A 14,601-nucleotide genomic window follows, 5' to 3' on the forward strand; every position below is an offset into this window, starting at 1 on the left:
AGAGCCTATGCAGACTTGATGACAATTTGAGTTTGGGTGCTCCCACCGGGCGGGTGGTCGTTTGGAGGGCTAGCCCAACGCCTTGGCCAACCGCTTGGCCCGCGCCCCTGCCGCAATCTCCATCACGCCTTTATCCCGCGTCCACATCTCGCGCCACGTCGCAGGCCCGGCGGCCAGGGCAGCGTCGAGTTCGCCATCGAGCCCTTGGAACTGAGCGAACAACCCGCCCAGCAGCACATGCCCGGCCACACTGGAAGGGTTATGCCGACTCACCTCCGCGCAGCCGGCGAGCAACGCCAGCAGGCGCAATTGCAACGCCTGGGGCCAGGCACATTCCTGCCCGACGCCATACAACCAGGCGGTCATCGCACTGAGCACATAAAGGTCTTCCAGGGTACGGAACGGTTTGACGTAGGCGTCCCAGCCATCACCGGCCAGCAATTCGCACAGCGCGCCGTCGAGCAGCACGCGGCCATGGCTGATGTCCGGCATCAGGGCAATGGCGGGCAGCTTTTCCAGGGTTACGCCGGGCTCGCCCGCATAGGCCACGGCCAGATTCAGCCGTGGCGTTTCACCGGGCGCTTCGCAGCGAGCGGCAATCAACAGCCACTCGGCGGCGTCGCCGGCGGTAACGAAATCCTTGCGTCCACTCAGGCGCAAGTCGTCGAGACGGGTGTGCATGTCCGCCGGGCGCAGGCTGCGCTGTTCGGTGGCACACAAGGCGCCGAGGCTCTGGGGCGCACTGGGCCAAAGCACCCGCAGCGCCGCCTGATACCCCACCAGGAACGCCAGCCCCGGTGTCGCCATCAACCGCGCCCCGGTTACGGCCAGCTCGAACGGCGTCACCGGTCCCAGGCGTTGCAACAACGCTGAATAACCTTCGGCGAGGTCCGGATGGGCCGGCAGGCGCTCGCCACGTTCGATCAGGGTTTGCCAGGGCATAAGAGGCTCCTCGAGGGCTGTCATATAAGCATCACCAAAGCTTCATGGCGATGACACCGGGGCTACATAGCCTGACTTTGCACAACATGGCTGCATAAAGAAAGTCGATTGGCTGCAACTGAACAGCCCGCACGGAGATTCGCTATGACCCAGATCGCCCGCATCAGCGACACCGGCAATGAACGCCGCCTGCAAGCCGAACGCCTGATCGGCGCCCAAGCCTTGCAAGAAGCACAGGCCCTGCGTTTCAACGTCTTCAGCGGCGAATTCAACGCCAAGCTCAAGGGCGCGGAAATGGGTCTGGACATGGATGACTATGATGTTCACTGCGCCCACATCGGCGTACGCGACCTGAACACCGGCCGCCTCGTGGCCACCACGCGCCTGCTCGACCACCAGGCCGCCAGCAGCCTGGGTCGGTTCTACAGCGAAGAAGAATTCAGCCTCCACGGCCTGGTCCATCTCAAGGGTCCGATCCTGGAAATCGGCCGTACCTGCGTCGACCCGGCCTACCGCAACGGTGGCACCATCGCGGTGCTCTGGGGCGAACTGGCCGAAGTCCTGAACGAAGGCGGCTACAGCTACCTGATGGGCTGCGCGAGCATTCCGATGCAGGACGGCGGTATCCAGGCCCAGGCGATCATGCAGCGCCTGCGCGAACGCTATCTGTGCACCGAACACCTGCAAGCCGTGCCGAAAAAACCGCTGCCGACCCTGGACGTGCCCTCCAACGTCATCGCCGAGATGCCGCCACTGCTCAAGGCCTATATGCGCCTGGGCGCGAAGATTTGCGGCGAACCGTGCTGGGACGAGGATTTCCAGGTGGCCGACGTGTTCATCCTGCTCAAGCGCGACGAGCTCTGCCCGCGCTACGCTCGCCACTTCAAGGCAGCGGTCTGATGAGCCGGCTGCGGGTGTACGCGCGAATCGCGCGAGTATTGCTGGTGGTGGCGCTGGGCCTGAGCATGGCCAGCGTGTTCGGCCTGTTCGAACGTGCAGGAATCGCCAACTCGATGGTCCGTCGCCAGCGCTGGTCGCGGTTCTTCATGGCACGGCTGAGCCGCGCCCTGCCCTTTTCAGTCACCGTCCACGGTCAACTGCCGCAACAGCCGATGCTGTGGGTCAGCAACCACGTGTCCTGGACCGACATCCCGTTGCTGGGCATGCTCACGCCGCTGTCGTTCCTGTCCAAGGCCGAAGTGCGCACCTGGCCGGTGGCCGGATGGCTGGCAGCCAAGGCCGGCAGCCTGTTTATCCGACGCGGTTCGGGTGACAGCCAGTTGATCCGCAAGCAAATGAGCCGCCATCTGGAACAGGCCCATCCGCTGTTGATGTTCCCGGAAGGCACCACCACCGATGGCCGCTCCTTGCGCACGTTCCACGGGCGCTTGCTGTCCGCCGCCATTGACGCCGATGTGGCGTTGCAGCCGGTGGCGATTCGTTACCTGCGCGACGGTGAACCGGATTCGCTGGCGCCGTTCATTGGCGATGATGATCTGCTGTCGCACTTGATGCGTTTGTTTGCCAACGATAGGGGTGAGGTGGAAATCCATCTGCTGGAACCGATTGCCTGCCACGGCCAGGAACGCGCGGCACTGGCATTCCAGGCGCAGCAGGCGGTGCACAAGGCGCTGTTCGGGGCGCTTCCAGAGAAACAGCAAGCGCCGATGCGACCTGCTGCGATTGCGGCCTGATCCGGATCTCTGCGCAGCCCCCTGTGGGAGCGAGCAAGCTCGCTCCCACAATTAGACCTGCGGCGTGGTTTGATTCAGCGCAAAATCCTGCAACTGCGGATAGAACAGCCGGAAATCTTCGCTCAGCGGCTCATAGAGCTCCATCAACTCCTTCATCGCCCCGGCCAGTTCCTCCGGCCGCGACAAGCGTCGGGAAATACCGCGCAGCACCTGCCCCAACACTTCGAATTCCCGATAAGACCCCAGCCAGTCATCCGCCGCCATGTACGGCGCGATCTGTGCCAGGCGCCCCGGCAGCTGCGGTTCGGTGCCGAGTACCTGGTACACCCGGGCAGTGAAATCCACCAGCGGCCCTTCGCCGTACAACGCCCAGTCCCGGGCCAGGCAGTGGTCGAAAAACACGTCCAGCACGATCCCGGCATAGCGCCGTCGCACCGTGGAAAAGCGCGACAGGGCGATGTCCACCAGGGGATGGCGGTCGGTGTACATGTCGATGCGCCGATGCAGGGCAATCGCCGCTTCGATCCGTGGGTCGTAGAGCCCTTGCAGCGGGCCTTTGACGAAGTCGCCGTAGAGGCTGCCGAGCAGTTGTTCCCGGCCAGGGCCGCCGAGGTGCAGGTGCGCGAGATAGTTCATGGCCCGCAGCTTAGCACCGCCGAGTCCATATCGTTATAACCCGATATAGCGATTTGTTCGGTTTCCAGATCAAATCCATATTTGTATATCGCGAAATAACGATTTAAGGTTCGCTCCATCGCGATATAGCGTTTTACTCATCACGAGCTGCCACCATGCCCCTTGACCTCGACGAAATAATAAAAGCCCTGGCGCACCCAGTACGGCGAGACATCCTCAACTGGCTCAAAGACCCCAAGGTCCAGTTCCCCGAGCAGTTGCACAACCACGAATTCGGCATTTGCGCCGGACAGATCGACCAGCGTTGCGGCCTGTCGCAATCCACGGTGTCTGCGCACTTGGCGGTGTTGCAACGGGCGGGGCTGATCACCAGCCAGAAGGTCGGCCAATGGCACTTCTTCAAGCGCAACGAGGAAGTGATCCAGCAGTTCCTCAAGCAAATGAGCCAAGAGCTCTGACCCGACAAGGACCCATCATGCCCCTCTCACTCCTGATCCTGGCCCTGAGCGCCTTCGCCATCGGCACCACCGAGTTCGTCATCATGGGCCTGTTGCCCGATGTGGCGGCCGACCTGAGCGTGTCGATTCCTGGCGCCGGCTGGCTGGTGACCGGCTACGCCCTGGGCGTGGCCATCGGTGCGCCGTTCATGGCCCTGGCCACCGCCCGGTTGCCGCGCAAGGCCGCCCTGGTGGTGTTGATGGGAATTTTCATCATCGGCAACTTGCTCTGCGCCATCGCCAGCGACTACAACGTGCTGATGTTTGCCCGGGTCGTCACGGCCCTGTGCCACGGCGCGTTCTTCGGTATCGGTTCGGTGGTGGCCGCCGGTCTGGTGGCACCCAACAAGCGTGCTTCGGCCGTGGCCCTGATGTTCACCGGCCTGACCCTGGCCAACGTGCTCGGCGTACCACTGGGCACCGCATTGGGCCAGGAAGCCGGCTGGCGTTCGACCTTCTGGGCAGTGACTGTCATTGGCGTAATTGCGCTGATCGGCCTGATCCGCTTTCTGCCGGCCAAGCGCGATGAAGAAAAACTCGACATGCGCTCGGAACTGGTCGCGCTCAAGGGCGCAGGCCTATGGCTGTCCCTGAGCATGACGGCGCTGTTCTCCGCCTCGGTGTTTACCCTGTTCACCTATGTCGCCCCGCTGTTGGGTGAAGTGACCGGCGTATCGCCCCGCGGCGTGACCTGGACCCTGGTGCTGATCGGCCTGGGCCTGACCCTGGGCAACATCATCGGCGGCAAGCTGGCGGACAAGAGCCTGGCGAACACGCTGATGGGCGTCTTCCTCACCATGGCCGTGGTGTCCACCGTATTGAGCTGGACCAGCGTGGCGCTGATCCCCAGCGAAATCACCCTGTTCCTCTGGGCCACCGCCTGCTTCGCCGCCGTACCGGCCCTGCAGGTCAACGTGGTGACCTTTGGCAAGGCCGCGCCGAACCTGGTTTCCACGTTGAACATCGGCGCCTTCAACATCGGCAACGCCTTGGGCGCCTGGGTCGGCGGCAGCGTCATCGACCACGGCCTGGGCCTGACCTCCGTGCCCTTGGCCGCCGGCGCGCTGGCCGTGCTGGCGCTGCTGGTCACCCTCATCACCTTCCGCCAGGGCGGCAATGCCGAGCTGGCTCCAGCAACTCACTGACTTCTAACCCCTTCCACTTTCGAGGTTTGTATTTCATGGCGACTATTTTCGACCCCATCAAACTCGGCGACATCGAGCTGAAGAACCGCATCATCATGGCTCCACTCACTCGCTGCCGCGCCGACGCGGGCCGCGTGCCCAACGCGCTGATGGCCGAGTACTACGTGCAACGCGCCTCCGCCGGCCTGATCCTCAGCGAAGCGACCTCGGTCACGCCGATGGGCGTGGGCTACCCGGACACCCCGGGCATCTGGTCCAACGACCAGGTGCGCGGCTGGTCCAACGTCACCAAGGCGATCCACGGCGCCGGCGGCAAGATCTTCCTGCAACTGTGGCACGTGGGCCGGATCTCCCACCCGTCGTACCTGAACGGCGAAACCCCGGTGGCGCCCAGCGCGATCCAGCCCAAGGGCCACGTGAGCCTGGTGCGTCCGCTGGCTGACTACCCGACCCCACGCGCACTGGAGACCGCTGAAATCGCCGACATCGTCGAGGCGTACCGCGTCGGCGCCGAGAACGCCAAGGCCGCCGGCTTCGACGGTGTGGAAATCCACGGTGCCAACGGCTACCTGCTCGACCAGTTCCTGCAGAGCAGCACCAACCAGCGCACCGACCAATACGGCGGCTCCCTGGAAAATCGTGCCCGCCTGCTGCTGGAAGTGACCGACGCGGCCATCGAAGTCTGGGGCGCCGGCCGGGTGGGCGTGCACCTGGCACCACGCGCCGATTCCCATGACATGGGTGACGAGAACCGCCTGGAAACCTTCAGCTACGTGGCCCGGGAACTGGGCAAGCGTGGCATCGCCTTTATCTGCTCCCGTGAGAAGGAAGGCGACGACAGCATCGGCCCGCAACTCAAGCAAGCTTTCGGCGGCCCGTACATCGCCAATGAACGCTTCACCAAGGACAGCGCCAATGCCTGGCTGGCCGAGGGCAAGGCCGATGCCGTTGCCTTCGGAGTGCCGTTCATTGCCAACCCGGACCTGCCGGCACGCTTGAAAGCCGATGCCCCACTGAACGAGCCTCATCCCGAAACGTTTTATGGAAAAGGTCCCGTGGGATACATCGATTACCCCGTACTTTGATCGTGTAACTGAAATAACAGAGCCCTGCCTCGAAAGAGCAGGGCTTTTTTATGCATTTAAATATTCGGTCAACTATCTAAACTTCCTAAAGCCCAGGACAATGTTCATATTAAGTCTGACGACAATGCCAAACAGCGCCGTCGATCAAACTTTAATACGCCTCATTTGAAAAGGAATTCAAGCATGACGAAGACCCTTGGGTACAGCCACCAGGACAACAATGGGTTTTACGAAAAAACACTCGCGCAGTTCAACTACGCACCGCTGGATGTTCTGTACAAGTACATTGAGTCGCTGAACACGCAAGAACACTCGGAGATCCTCGACGCCCTGATGAAACAAGCAAGGCTGAACGACGGTGCCAACCAACAGGTTCAAGCCTGGCAGCAGGAGCGCATTCGCCCAAACCGCACTCGCCTCATTGTAAAAGTCATCAACCATACCGAGCGGGCGTTTCCCGTGGGTGAAAACGATATCAACCTGGACGACGATGAACGAGATTTCTTGAGCATTCGTCCTTGGGACATCCTGGCCTTCAAGCTCGACTTCATATATTCCAGACAACTGGGCAGCCGCAGCAAGGACATGTACAAGAACTTCATGATGTTTGGCGACGACGACGCTGCCTTCCTCTTCAACTTCGGCTTGCGCGTCAATACGACATTCGGTGTGATTTCATCGACATTGACGCCTGTCCGGACAAACAGGGTGATCTCTGTCGGCGCGACACCCATCAAGTGCTCGACCCGAATCACTCACTCGGCAAATGAAGAACCCTACGGTTTCACCGTGGAGATCACGCTGACTTGAAGATGCGGCCCCGGCAGGTTCGTCTGGCGGGGTATCCAGCGGTCCTTTCGAATGGACTTTTTATGGTCTTTCACAAGTACGAAACAAATCACCTACAAAATTTGCCACCGATTGCCTATCAACCACGGTTGTGTCGGTTTATAAAAGCACCTTTGGATCTCAGGTATTGACATAAACTGACAAAACTACTCATTTTGTTTCATTTGCGCAGGCTGGGGCTCAGGCGCAGCATATCCAGCCCGATGTCTACCCAGCGCTCAGCCTCAGCGGCCAGCGCGAAACTGTCGGGCGCCAGTAGCCATTGGTAGAGGATGCCGTCGATGTAGCCGTGGATGGCAATCGCCGCCCTTTCGGGATCCAGGTCATCCGGCAACTGACCGCGCTTCATCGCATTGCTCAACGACAGCACGATACGCACGTTGCAGTCGAGACTGACCTGGCGCCGCTGCTGGCGTAAATCGCACATTTCATCGGTGAATTCGCACTTATGGAACAGAATTTCATTAATGCGTCGGGTCTTCGGGTCCAGGGCAACTTGCTGAAACAATTGCACCAACAGCTTGCGAGTACAGCCCAGCGGGTCAAGTTCCTCTTCATTCTCACTGGCGCGGGCCAGGTCATCGAGCGGCTCATGCAAGGTATCGAGCATGGCCTGGAGCAGGTCCGCCTTGTTGCTGAAATGCCAATAGATGGCGCCACGCGTCACACCGGCCAGGGTTGCGATATCGGCCAGCGTCGTGCGAGCCACGCCCCGCTCGAAGAAGGCTTTTTCGGCCGCTTCGAGAATCTGGCTGCGAGTCTCCAGGGCTTCCTCTTTGGTACGACGGACCATGGCAGTAAACACCTCAATCAGGATGCATCAACAATGCGTAAGGATCAGCTAGACGTGAGGCGGCGTTTCTCGAAACGCGTCCCCGACCTCCGAATGCCTTTGTCAGGCTTTTGTAAATACGGATGGTACGCAATTTGGCTGTTTACAAACAACCATGTACGTAAGTATATTTCTTAGCATCCTACTAATTGCTTATCTTGCTCTTTTTCCACCTTCCACCTTTCGAGTGCGCCAGTTGCGCGCCTGGACCCGAGGATTTCCATGCAATTCAAGCCAGCTGTTACTGCCCTGGTTACTGCCATCGCCCTGGCATCGCTGCTCAGCGGATGCAAAAAGGAAGAGGCTGCACCTGCTCCTCCGCCTCCTCAGGTCGGCGTCGTAACCCTCAAGACCCAGCCCTTCACCCTGACGTCGGAGCTTCCAGGGCGCACCAGCGCGTTCCGCGTCGCGGAAGTACGGCCACAGGTCAACGGCATCATTCTCAAGCGCCTGTTCAAGGAAGGTGCTGACGTCAAGGCCGGCCAGCAGCTCTACCAGATCGATCCGGCCGTGTACGAAGCGACCCTGAAAAGCGCCGAGGCCAACCTGCGGTCCACCAAGTCGATCGCCGATCGCTACAAGCAACTGGTGGACGAGCAGGCCGTCAGCCGGCAGGAATACGACACCGCCGTGGCCAACCGCCTGGAGTCGGAAGCCAATCTGCAAACTGCCCAGATCAATGTGCGCTACACCAAAGTCTACGCGCCCATCTCTGGCCGCATCGGCCGTTCCTCGGTCACCGAAGGCGCGCTGGTGAGCAATGGTCAGACCGACGCCCTGGCAACCATCCAGCAACTGGACCCGATCTACGTCGACGTGACGCAGAGTTCGGTCGAGTTGCTGCAACTGCGCCGAGAGCTGGAAAGCGGCCGTCTGCAAAAGGCCGGCGATAACGCCGCCATGGTCAAGCTGACCCTGGAAGATGGCAGCCTGTACCCACACGAGGGCAAGCTGGAATTTTCCGAAGTGTCGGTTGACCAGACCACCGGTTCGGTGACCTTGCGCGCCGTGTTTCCCAACCCGGACCACACCCTGCTGCCGGGCATGTTCGTCCACGCCCAATTGCAGGCCGGTGTGAACAGCGCAGCCATCCTGGCGCCACAGCAAGGCGTGACCCGTGACCTCAAGGGTACGCCGACCGCTTTGGTCGTTGGCGCTGACAACAAGGTCGAACTGCGTCAACTCAAGGCCAGCCGTACCGTCGGCAGCCAATGGCTGATCGAAGACGGGCTCAAGGCCGGCGATCGCGTGATCACCGAAGGGTTGCAGTTCGTACGCCCTGGCGTGGAAGTCAAAGCCACCGAAGCCACTAACATCGATACCAAGAACCCGGCCCCCGCACAGGCAGCTGATAAAGCCGCCGGCGGCAAAGGGGAGTAAACCATGTCGAAATTCTTTATCGACCGTCCGATTTTCGCCTGGGTGATTGCCCTGGTGATCATGCTGGTCGGGGCTCTATCGATCCTCAAGTTGCCGATCAACCAGTACCCGAGCATTGCGCCGCCGGCCATTGCGATCCAGGTGACCTACCCGGGCGCATCCGCGCAAACCGTGCAGGACACCGTGGTGCAGGTGATCGAGCAGCAGCTCAACGGCATCGACAACCTGCGTTATGTATCGTCGGAAAGTAACTCCGACGGCAGCATGACCATCACTGCCACTTTCGAGCAAGGCACCAACTCCGATACCGCGCAGGTCCAGGTCCAGAACAAGCTGAACCTGGCCACCCCGCTGCTGCCGCAAGAAGTGCAGCAACAGGGCATCCGCGTGACCAAGTCAGTGAGAAACTTCCTGATGGTCATCGGCGTGGTGTCGCGCGACGGCAGCATGACCCGGGAAGACCTGTCCAACTACATCGTGTCCAACATGCAGGACCCGATCTCGCGTACCGCTGGTGTCGGTGACTTCCAGGTCTTCGGCGCCCAATACGCGATGCGGATCTGGCTCGACCCGGCCAAGCTGAACAATTTCAACCTGACCCCGGTGGATGTGAGCACGGCGATTACCGCGCAGAACGTCCAGATCGCCTCCGGCCAGCTCGGCGGCCTGCCGGCCATGCCCGGCCAGCAACTGAACGCCACTATTATCGGCAAGACCCGCTTGCAGACCGCCGAGCAGTTCAAGGCAATCCTGCTCAAGGTCAACCCGGACGGCTCGCAAGTGCGTGTCGGCGACGTGGCCGATGTTGCCTTGGGCGGTGAGAACTACAGCATCAACGCCCAGTTCAATGGCGCCCCGGCTTCCGGCCTGGCAGTGCGGCTGGCGACTGGCGCCAACGCCCTCGACACGGCCAAGGCCCTGCGCAAGACCGTCGACGACCTCAAGCCGTTCTTCCCGCAAGGCCTGGAAGTGGTGTTCCCCTACGACACCACACCAGTGGTGAGCGAATCGATCAAGGGTGTGGTTGAAACCCTGGTCGAGGCGATCGTCTTGGTGTTCCTGGTAATGTTCCTGTTCCTGCAGAACTTCCGCGCCACCATCATCACCACGATGACCGTGCCGGTGGTACTGCTCGGTACCTTCGGGATCCTCGCGGCGTTCGGTTTCAGCATCAACACCCTGACCATGTTCGGCATGGTGCTGGCCATCGGCTTGCTGGTGGACGACGCCATCGTCGTGGTGGAAAACGTCGAACGGGTGATGAGCGAAGAAGGCCTGTCGCCCAAGGAAGCCACCAAGAAATCCATGGGGCAGATCCAGGGCGCCCTGGTGGGTATCGCCCTGGTACTCTCGGCGGTACTGCTGCCGATGGCGTTCTTCGGCGGCTCCACCGGTGTGATCTACAAGCAGTTCTCCATCACCATCGTCTCGGCCATGGCCCTGTCGGTACTGGTGGCACTGATTTTCACCCCGGCCCTGTGCGCCACCATGCTCAAGCCAATCCCCAAAGGTGAGCACGGCACGCCGAAACGCGGCTTCTTCGGCTGGTTCAACCGTACCTTCGACCGAGGCGTCAGAAGCTACGAACGGGGCGTGGGCAACATGCTCAAGCACAAGGCCCCGTACCTGCTGGCCTACATCATCATCGTGGTAGGCATGGTCTGGCTGTTCACCCGCATCCCGACGGCGTTCCTGCCGGAAGAAGACCAAGGCGTGCTGTTTGCCCAGGTACAGACACCGGCCGGTTCCAGCGCCGAACGTACCCAGGTGGTAGTGGACAAGATGCGTGAGTTCCTGCTGCGTCCGAGCAAGGATGGCGGCGAAGGTGATGGCGTAGCCTCGGTGTTCACCGTGACCGGCTTCAACTTCGCCGGTCGTGGCCAGAGCTCCGGCCTGGCATTCATCATGCTCAAGCCCTGGGAAGAGCGTAACGCTGATAACACCGTGTTCAAGATCGCGGGCCGCGCCCAGCAACACTTCTTCACTTTCCGCGACGCAATGGTGTTCGCCTTCGCACCGCCAGCGGTGATGGAACTGGGTAACGCCACCGGTTTCGACGTATTCCTGCAGGATCGCGCCGGTATCGGCCATGAAAAACTGATGGAAGCCCGCAACCAGTTCCTGGGCATGGCCTCCCAGAGCAAGATATTGGCCCAGGTACGTCCGAACGGCCTGAACGACGAACCGCAATACCAGTTGGAAATCGATGACGAGAAGGCCAGCGCGCTGGGCATCACGCTCTCGGAGATCAACAACACCCTGTCGATTGCACTGGGCAGTAACTATGTGAACGACTTCATCGACCGTGGCCGGGTGAAGCGGGTGTATGTCCAGGGCCAGCCGAACTCGCGCATGAGCCCCGAGGACCTGAAGAAGTGGTACGTGCGCAACAGCGCCGGGACCATGGTGCCGTTCTCTGCGTTCGCCAAGGGCGAGTGGGTCTACGGCTCGCCGAAACTGGCGCGTTACAACGGCGTGGAAGCGATGGAGATCCTCGGTACCCCGGCACCGGGTTATTCCACCGGTGAAGCCATGGCCGAAGTCGAAACCATCGCCAAGAAGCTGCCGGCCGGTGTTGGTATTTCCTGGACGGGCCTGTCCTATGAGGAACGCCTGTCGGGTTCCCAGGCACCAGCGTTGTACGCCTTGTCGCTGCTGATGGTGTTCTTGTGCCTGGCAGCGTTGTATGAAAGTTGGTCGATTCCGATCGCGGTCATGCTCGTGGTCCCCCTGGGCATCATCGGTGCCCTGATGGCGACCAGCCTGCGCGGCCTGTCCAACGACGTGTACTTCCAGGTGGGCTTGTTGACAACCATTGGCTTGGCGGCGAAAAACGCCATCCTGATCGTCGAGTTCGCCAAGGAACTTCACGAGCAGGGCCGCACGCTGATGGAAGCCGCCATCGAAGCCTGTAGGATGCGTCTGAGACCGATCATCATGACGTCCCTGGCGTTCGTCCTCGGCGTGGTCCCACTGGCGATTTCCACTGGTGCAGGTTCGGGCAGCCAGCACGCCATCGGTACCGGTGTGATCGGCGGTATGTTGACCGCCACCGTCCTGGCGATCTTCTGGGTGCCATTGTTCTTCGTGACCGTGTCGTCGATAGGCCGTCGAAAAAATACCGACGAGCACGACACTCCTGAAACTTCCAAAGAGGCTGGCCAATGAGCAAGTCGCTACTCTCCCTGACCATCGCCGCCGTCGTGCTCAGCGGTTGCTCGCTGATCCCCGACTATCAGCGGCCCGAAGCACCGGTCACGGCGCAATACCCGCAAGGGCCGGCCTACGAGGCGGCCAATGCACCCGGCCAGGCCGCCGCCGAGCAAGGCTGGAAACAGTTTTTCCATGACCCGGCGTTGCAACAGCTGATCCAGGTCGCCTTGGAAAACAACCGCGACCTGCGCGTCGCGGCGCTGAACATCGATGCCTATGCCGCGCAATACCGCATCCAGCGCGCAGACCTGTTCCCGGCGGTCTCGGCCACCGGTGCCGGCAGCCGCCAGCGCCTGCCGGCCCGGGCTTCGCAAACCGGCGAAGCGGCGATCAGCAGCTCCTATTCGGCCACCTTGGGCATCAGCGCTTATGAACTGGACTTGTTCGGTCGGGTTCGCAGCCTGAGCGAGCAAGCGCTGCAAAGCTACTTCGCCACCGAAGAAGCCCGTCGCAGCACCCAGATCAGTCTGGTGGCCAACGTCGCCAATGCCTACCTGACCTGGCAAGCCGACAAGGAACTGCTCAAGCTGACCCAGGACACCCTCGGGGCCTATGAGCAAAGCTTCAAGCTGACCTCGCGCAGCGCCGAAGTCGGCGTGGCCTCGGCCCTGGACCTGAGCCAGGCGCGCACCGCCGTGGAAAACGCCCGCGTGCAACTGGCCCGCTACACTCGCCAGGTCGCACAGGACGAAAACAGCCTGACCCTGCTGCTCGGCACTGGCCTGCCGGCCAACCTGAACTCGCAACCGCTGAGCGATGATCTGCTCAGCGAAGTGCCGGCCGGGCTGCCGTCGGACCTGCTGCAACGTCGTCCGGATATTCTCCAGGCCGAACGCAACCTGCTGGCCGCCAACGCCAGCATCGGCGCCGCGCGGGCCGCGTTCTTCCCGAGCATCAGCCTGACGGCCAACGCCGGCACCTTGAGCCCGGACCTGTCCGGCCTGTTCAAGGGCGGTTCGGGCACCTGGTCTTTCGCGCCGCAAATCAACCTGCCGATCTTCAACGCCGGCAGCCTGCGAGCGAGCCTGGACTACGCCAAGATCCAGAAAGACATCAACGTCGCGCAGTACGAGAAGTCGATTCAAACGGCGTTCCAGGAAGTTTCCGACGGCCTGGCCGCGCGCCAGACCTACAACGAACAGTTGCAGGCCCAGACCGACTTCGTCGCCGCCAACCAGGACTACTACCGCCTGGCCGAGCGTCGCTACCGCATCGGCGTCGACAGCAACCTGACCTTCCTCGACGCCCAACGCCAGTTGTTCAGCGCGCAACAGTCGCTGATCACTGACCGTCTTGCGCAACTGACCAGCGAGGTCAATCTGTACAAGGCATTGGGCGGTGGCTGGAATGCCGAGACCGGCAAGAACGAACCGGTGAAAGAAGAAGCGCCGAAGATGAAATTGTTCTGATAGATGTTTGAACGCTGAACATGAAGCCCACCGAAAGGTGGGCTTTTTTGTTTGTGCCTGCTTCAACTCCGACTTGGCGAACGCGGGTCGACGATATCCAGCGCACGATTAGCCAACAGTTCACTCAGCTCGATCATCTGCGCCACGCCGAACGCGACATGCCGCCGCGAGCCCTCCAACTCTAACGCCAGGTCACTGACCATGGCATTGGCCGAGGCCAGGGTTTCGCTGAGATTGGCCAGGAGACACTCCGTGTCGATGGTATCGATGACGGTGAAGACTTGTGTTGAGGTTTTGGGTTTGGGATCAGGGTGGGTGCCCAGATGGTAATCGAGTGCCCGGTCTGCGGCCTCTTGGAGCTTTTCTGGATCGGGGTCGTTGTAGGGAAAGGTGCTCTCTGATGGCGAAGAAGGATGATGTTTTTTCATAACGGCGCTCCTGCATCAATTGGAGCCCGAGACGTGGGCCCGGGCGCTAGCGCCTAACGAAGTCGACGGGCTTGCAGTCCCGGTCGCTGGATTGGCAGCGACCCAAACAAGCTAGAGATTCCGCTTCCGAGCAGCAACCTTAAAACCTCGTCGGAAAAATCGCCTCGTCTGTCAGACCGGCCACAAATCTTGTGGGAACGAGCTTGCTCGCGATGGTGGCCTGTCAGCTGGCTTTGCTCTTGTTGACTGGGTACATATCCGTTTTCGTGGTAACGGCTACTTATGGTTTCGCCCTTACGGCGAGTCACTTTCGAAAAGCCGGAATGCCGGCCCAGGCGAAAGTAACCAAAGCGCTTCTGCCCCACCACTCGGCACCTCGCCTAGGCTCGGTGTGCCCTCACTCCGGCATTGCTCCGTGGGCCGCCGCGAAGGGCCATCCATGGCCCAGCGCGGCTAACCCGGCATCCATGCCGGGTTGCCCACTGCGCAAT

Annotated in this window: 13 protein-coding genes; 9 read left to right on the plus strand and 4 right to left on the minus strand. The window is 61.2% G+C overall.

Annotated features, from left to right (window positions below):
- Positions 1-69: 69 nt before the first annotated feature.
- Positions 70-942: an acyl-CoA dehydrogenase family protein gene (locus BM300_RS07840; RefSeq protein ID WP_092148725.1), complete on the minus strand. Its 873-nt coding sequence runs from the start codon at positions 940-942 to the stop codon at positions 70-72.
- A 144-nt stretch (positions 943-1,086) separates the two neighbouring features.
- On the opposite strand from BM300_RS07840, the gene olsB reads away from it, so the two are divergent.
- Both olsB and BM300_RS07850 read left to right on the plus strand, forming a co-directional pair.
- Complete coding sequence (gene olsB / locus BM300_RS07845; protein ID WP_003198679.1) at positions 1,087-1,842, plus strand: L-ornithine N(alpha)-acyltransferase; 756 nt, start codon at positions 1,087-1,089, stop codon at positions 1,840-1,842.
- A complete protein-coding gene (locus BM300_RS07850) occupies positions 1,842-2,636 on the plus strand; it encodes a lysophospholipid acyltransferase family protein (RefSeq protein WP_092462459.1) in 795 nt (264 codons plus the stop codon). Before olsB ends, BM300_RS07850 begins: the two co-directional genes overlap by 1 nt.
- A gap of 51 nt (positions 2,637-2,687) precedes the next feature.
- Here the strand turns inward: BM300_RS07850 and BM300_RS07855 are convergent, their stop codons facing one another.
- On the minus strand, positions 2,688-3,272 hold the full coding sequence (locus BM300_RS07855; protein WP_092148728.1) for an acyl carrier protein phosphodiesterase: 585 nt from the start codon (positions 3,270-3,272) through the stop codon (positions 2,688-2,690).
- 155 nt (positions 3,273-3,427) lie between these two features.
- On the opposite strand from BM300_RS07855, the gene BM300_RS07860 reads away from it, so the two are divergent.
- The 4 genes from BM300_RS07860 to BM300_RS07875 all read left to right on the plus strand — a co-directional run bounded on the left by BM300_RS07860 (position 3,428) and on the right by BM300_RS07875 (position 6,809).
- A complete protein-coding gene (locus BM300_RS07860; RefSeq protein ID WP_030138446.1) occupies positions 3,428-3,730 on the plus strand; it encodes an ArsR/SmtB family transcription factor in 303 nt (100 codons plus the stop codon).
- Positions 3,731-3,747: 17 nt separating this feature from the next.
- Positions 3,748-4,914, plus strand: a complete 1,167-nt coding sequence (locus tag BM300_RS07865) for an MFS transporter (RefSeq protein ID WP_092462461.1) — start codon at positions 3,748-3,750, stop codon at positions 4,912-4,914.
- A 35-nt stretch (positions 4,915-4,949) separates the two neighbouring features.
- Entirely contained in the window at positions 4,950-5,999 is a 1,050-nt protein-coding gene (locus BM300_RS07870; RefSeq protein ID WP_072347067.1) for an alkene reductase, read from the plus strand.
- 183 nt (positions 6,000-6,182) lie between these two features.
- The gene (locus tag BM300_RS07875) at positions 6,183-6,809 is read left to right on the plus strand and encodes a hypothetical protein (protein ID WP_092148731.1); all 627 of its coding nucleotides are present in this window, start codon (positions 6,183-6,185) and stop codon (positions 6,807-6,809) included.
- A gap of 199 nt (positions 6,810-7,008) precedes the next feature.
- On the opposite strand, the gene BM300_RS07880 is transcribed toward BM300_RS07875, so the two are convergent.
- On the minus strand, positions 7,009-7,641 hold the full coding sequence (locus BM300_RS07880; protein WP_063322584.1) for a TetR family transcriptional regulator: 633 nt from the start codon (positions 7,639-7,641) through the stop codon (positions 7,009-7,011).
- Positions 7,642-7,902: 261 nt separating this feature from the next.
- On the opposite strand from BM300_RS07880, the gene BM300_RS07885 reads away from it, so the two are divergent.
- From BM300_RS07885 to adeC, 3 genes are read left to right on the plus strand one after another with little or no spacing between them, the layout of a single operon-like run.
- The gene (locus BM300_RS07885; RefSeq protein WP_063322585.1) at positions 7,903-9,060 is read left to right on the plus strand and encodes an efflux RND transporter periplasmic adaptor subunit; all 1,158 of its coding nucleotides are present in this window, start codon (positions 7,903-7,905) and stop codon (positions 9,058-9,060) included.
- 3 nt (positions 9,061-9,063) lie between these two features.
- Entirely contained in the window at positions 9,064-12,228 is a 3,165-nt protein-coding gene (gene emhB, locus BM300_RS07890; protein ID WP_092462462.1) for an efflux RND transporter permease subunit EmhB, read from the plus strand.
- Complete coding sequence (gene adeC, locus BM300_RS07895) at positions 12,225-13,682, plus strand: AdeC/AdeK/OprM family multidrug efflux complex outer membrane factor (RefSeq protein WP_092462464.1); 1,458 nt, start codon at positions 12,225-12,227, stop codon at positions 13,680-13,682. The genes emhB and adeC overlap by 4 nt, the downstream gene beginning before the upstream one ends.
- A gap of 62 nt (positions 13,683-13,744) precedes the next feature.
- On the opposite strand, the gene BM300_RS07900 is transcribed toward adeC, so the two are convergent.
- Positions 13,745-14,110 carry a DUF6124 family protein gene (locus tag BM300_RS07900; RefSeq protein WP_092462466.1) on the minus strand — a complete coding sequence of 122 codons (366 nt, stop codon included), beginning with the start codon at positions 14,108-14,110 and terminating at the stop codon, positions 13,745-13,747.
- Between the last annotated feature and the right edge of the window lie 491 nt (positions 14,111-14,601).

This window comes from Pseudomonas sp. NFACC46-3 (assembly GCF_900114515.1).
GTDB classification, from domain to species: domain Bacteria; phylum Pseudomonadota; class Gammaproteobacteria; order Pseudomonadales; family Pseudomonadaceae; genus Aquipseudomonas; species Aquipseudomonas fluorescens_Q.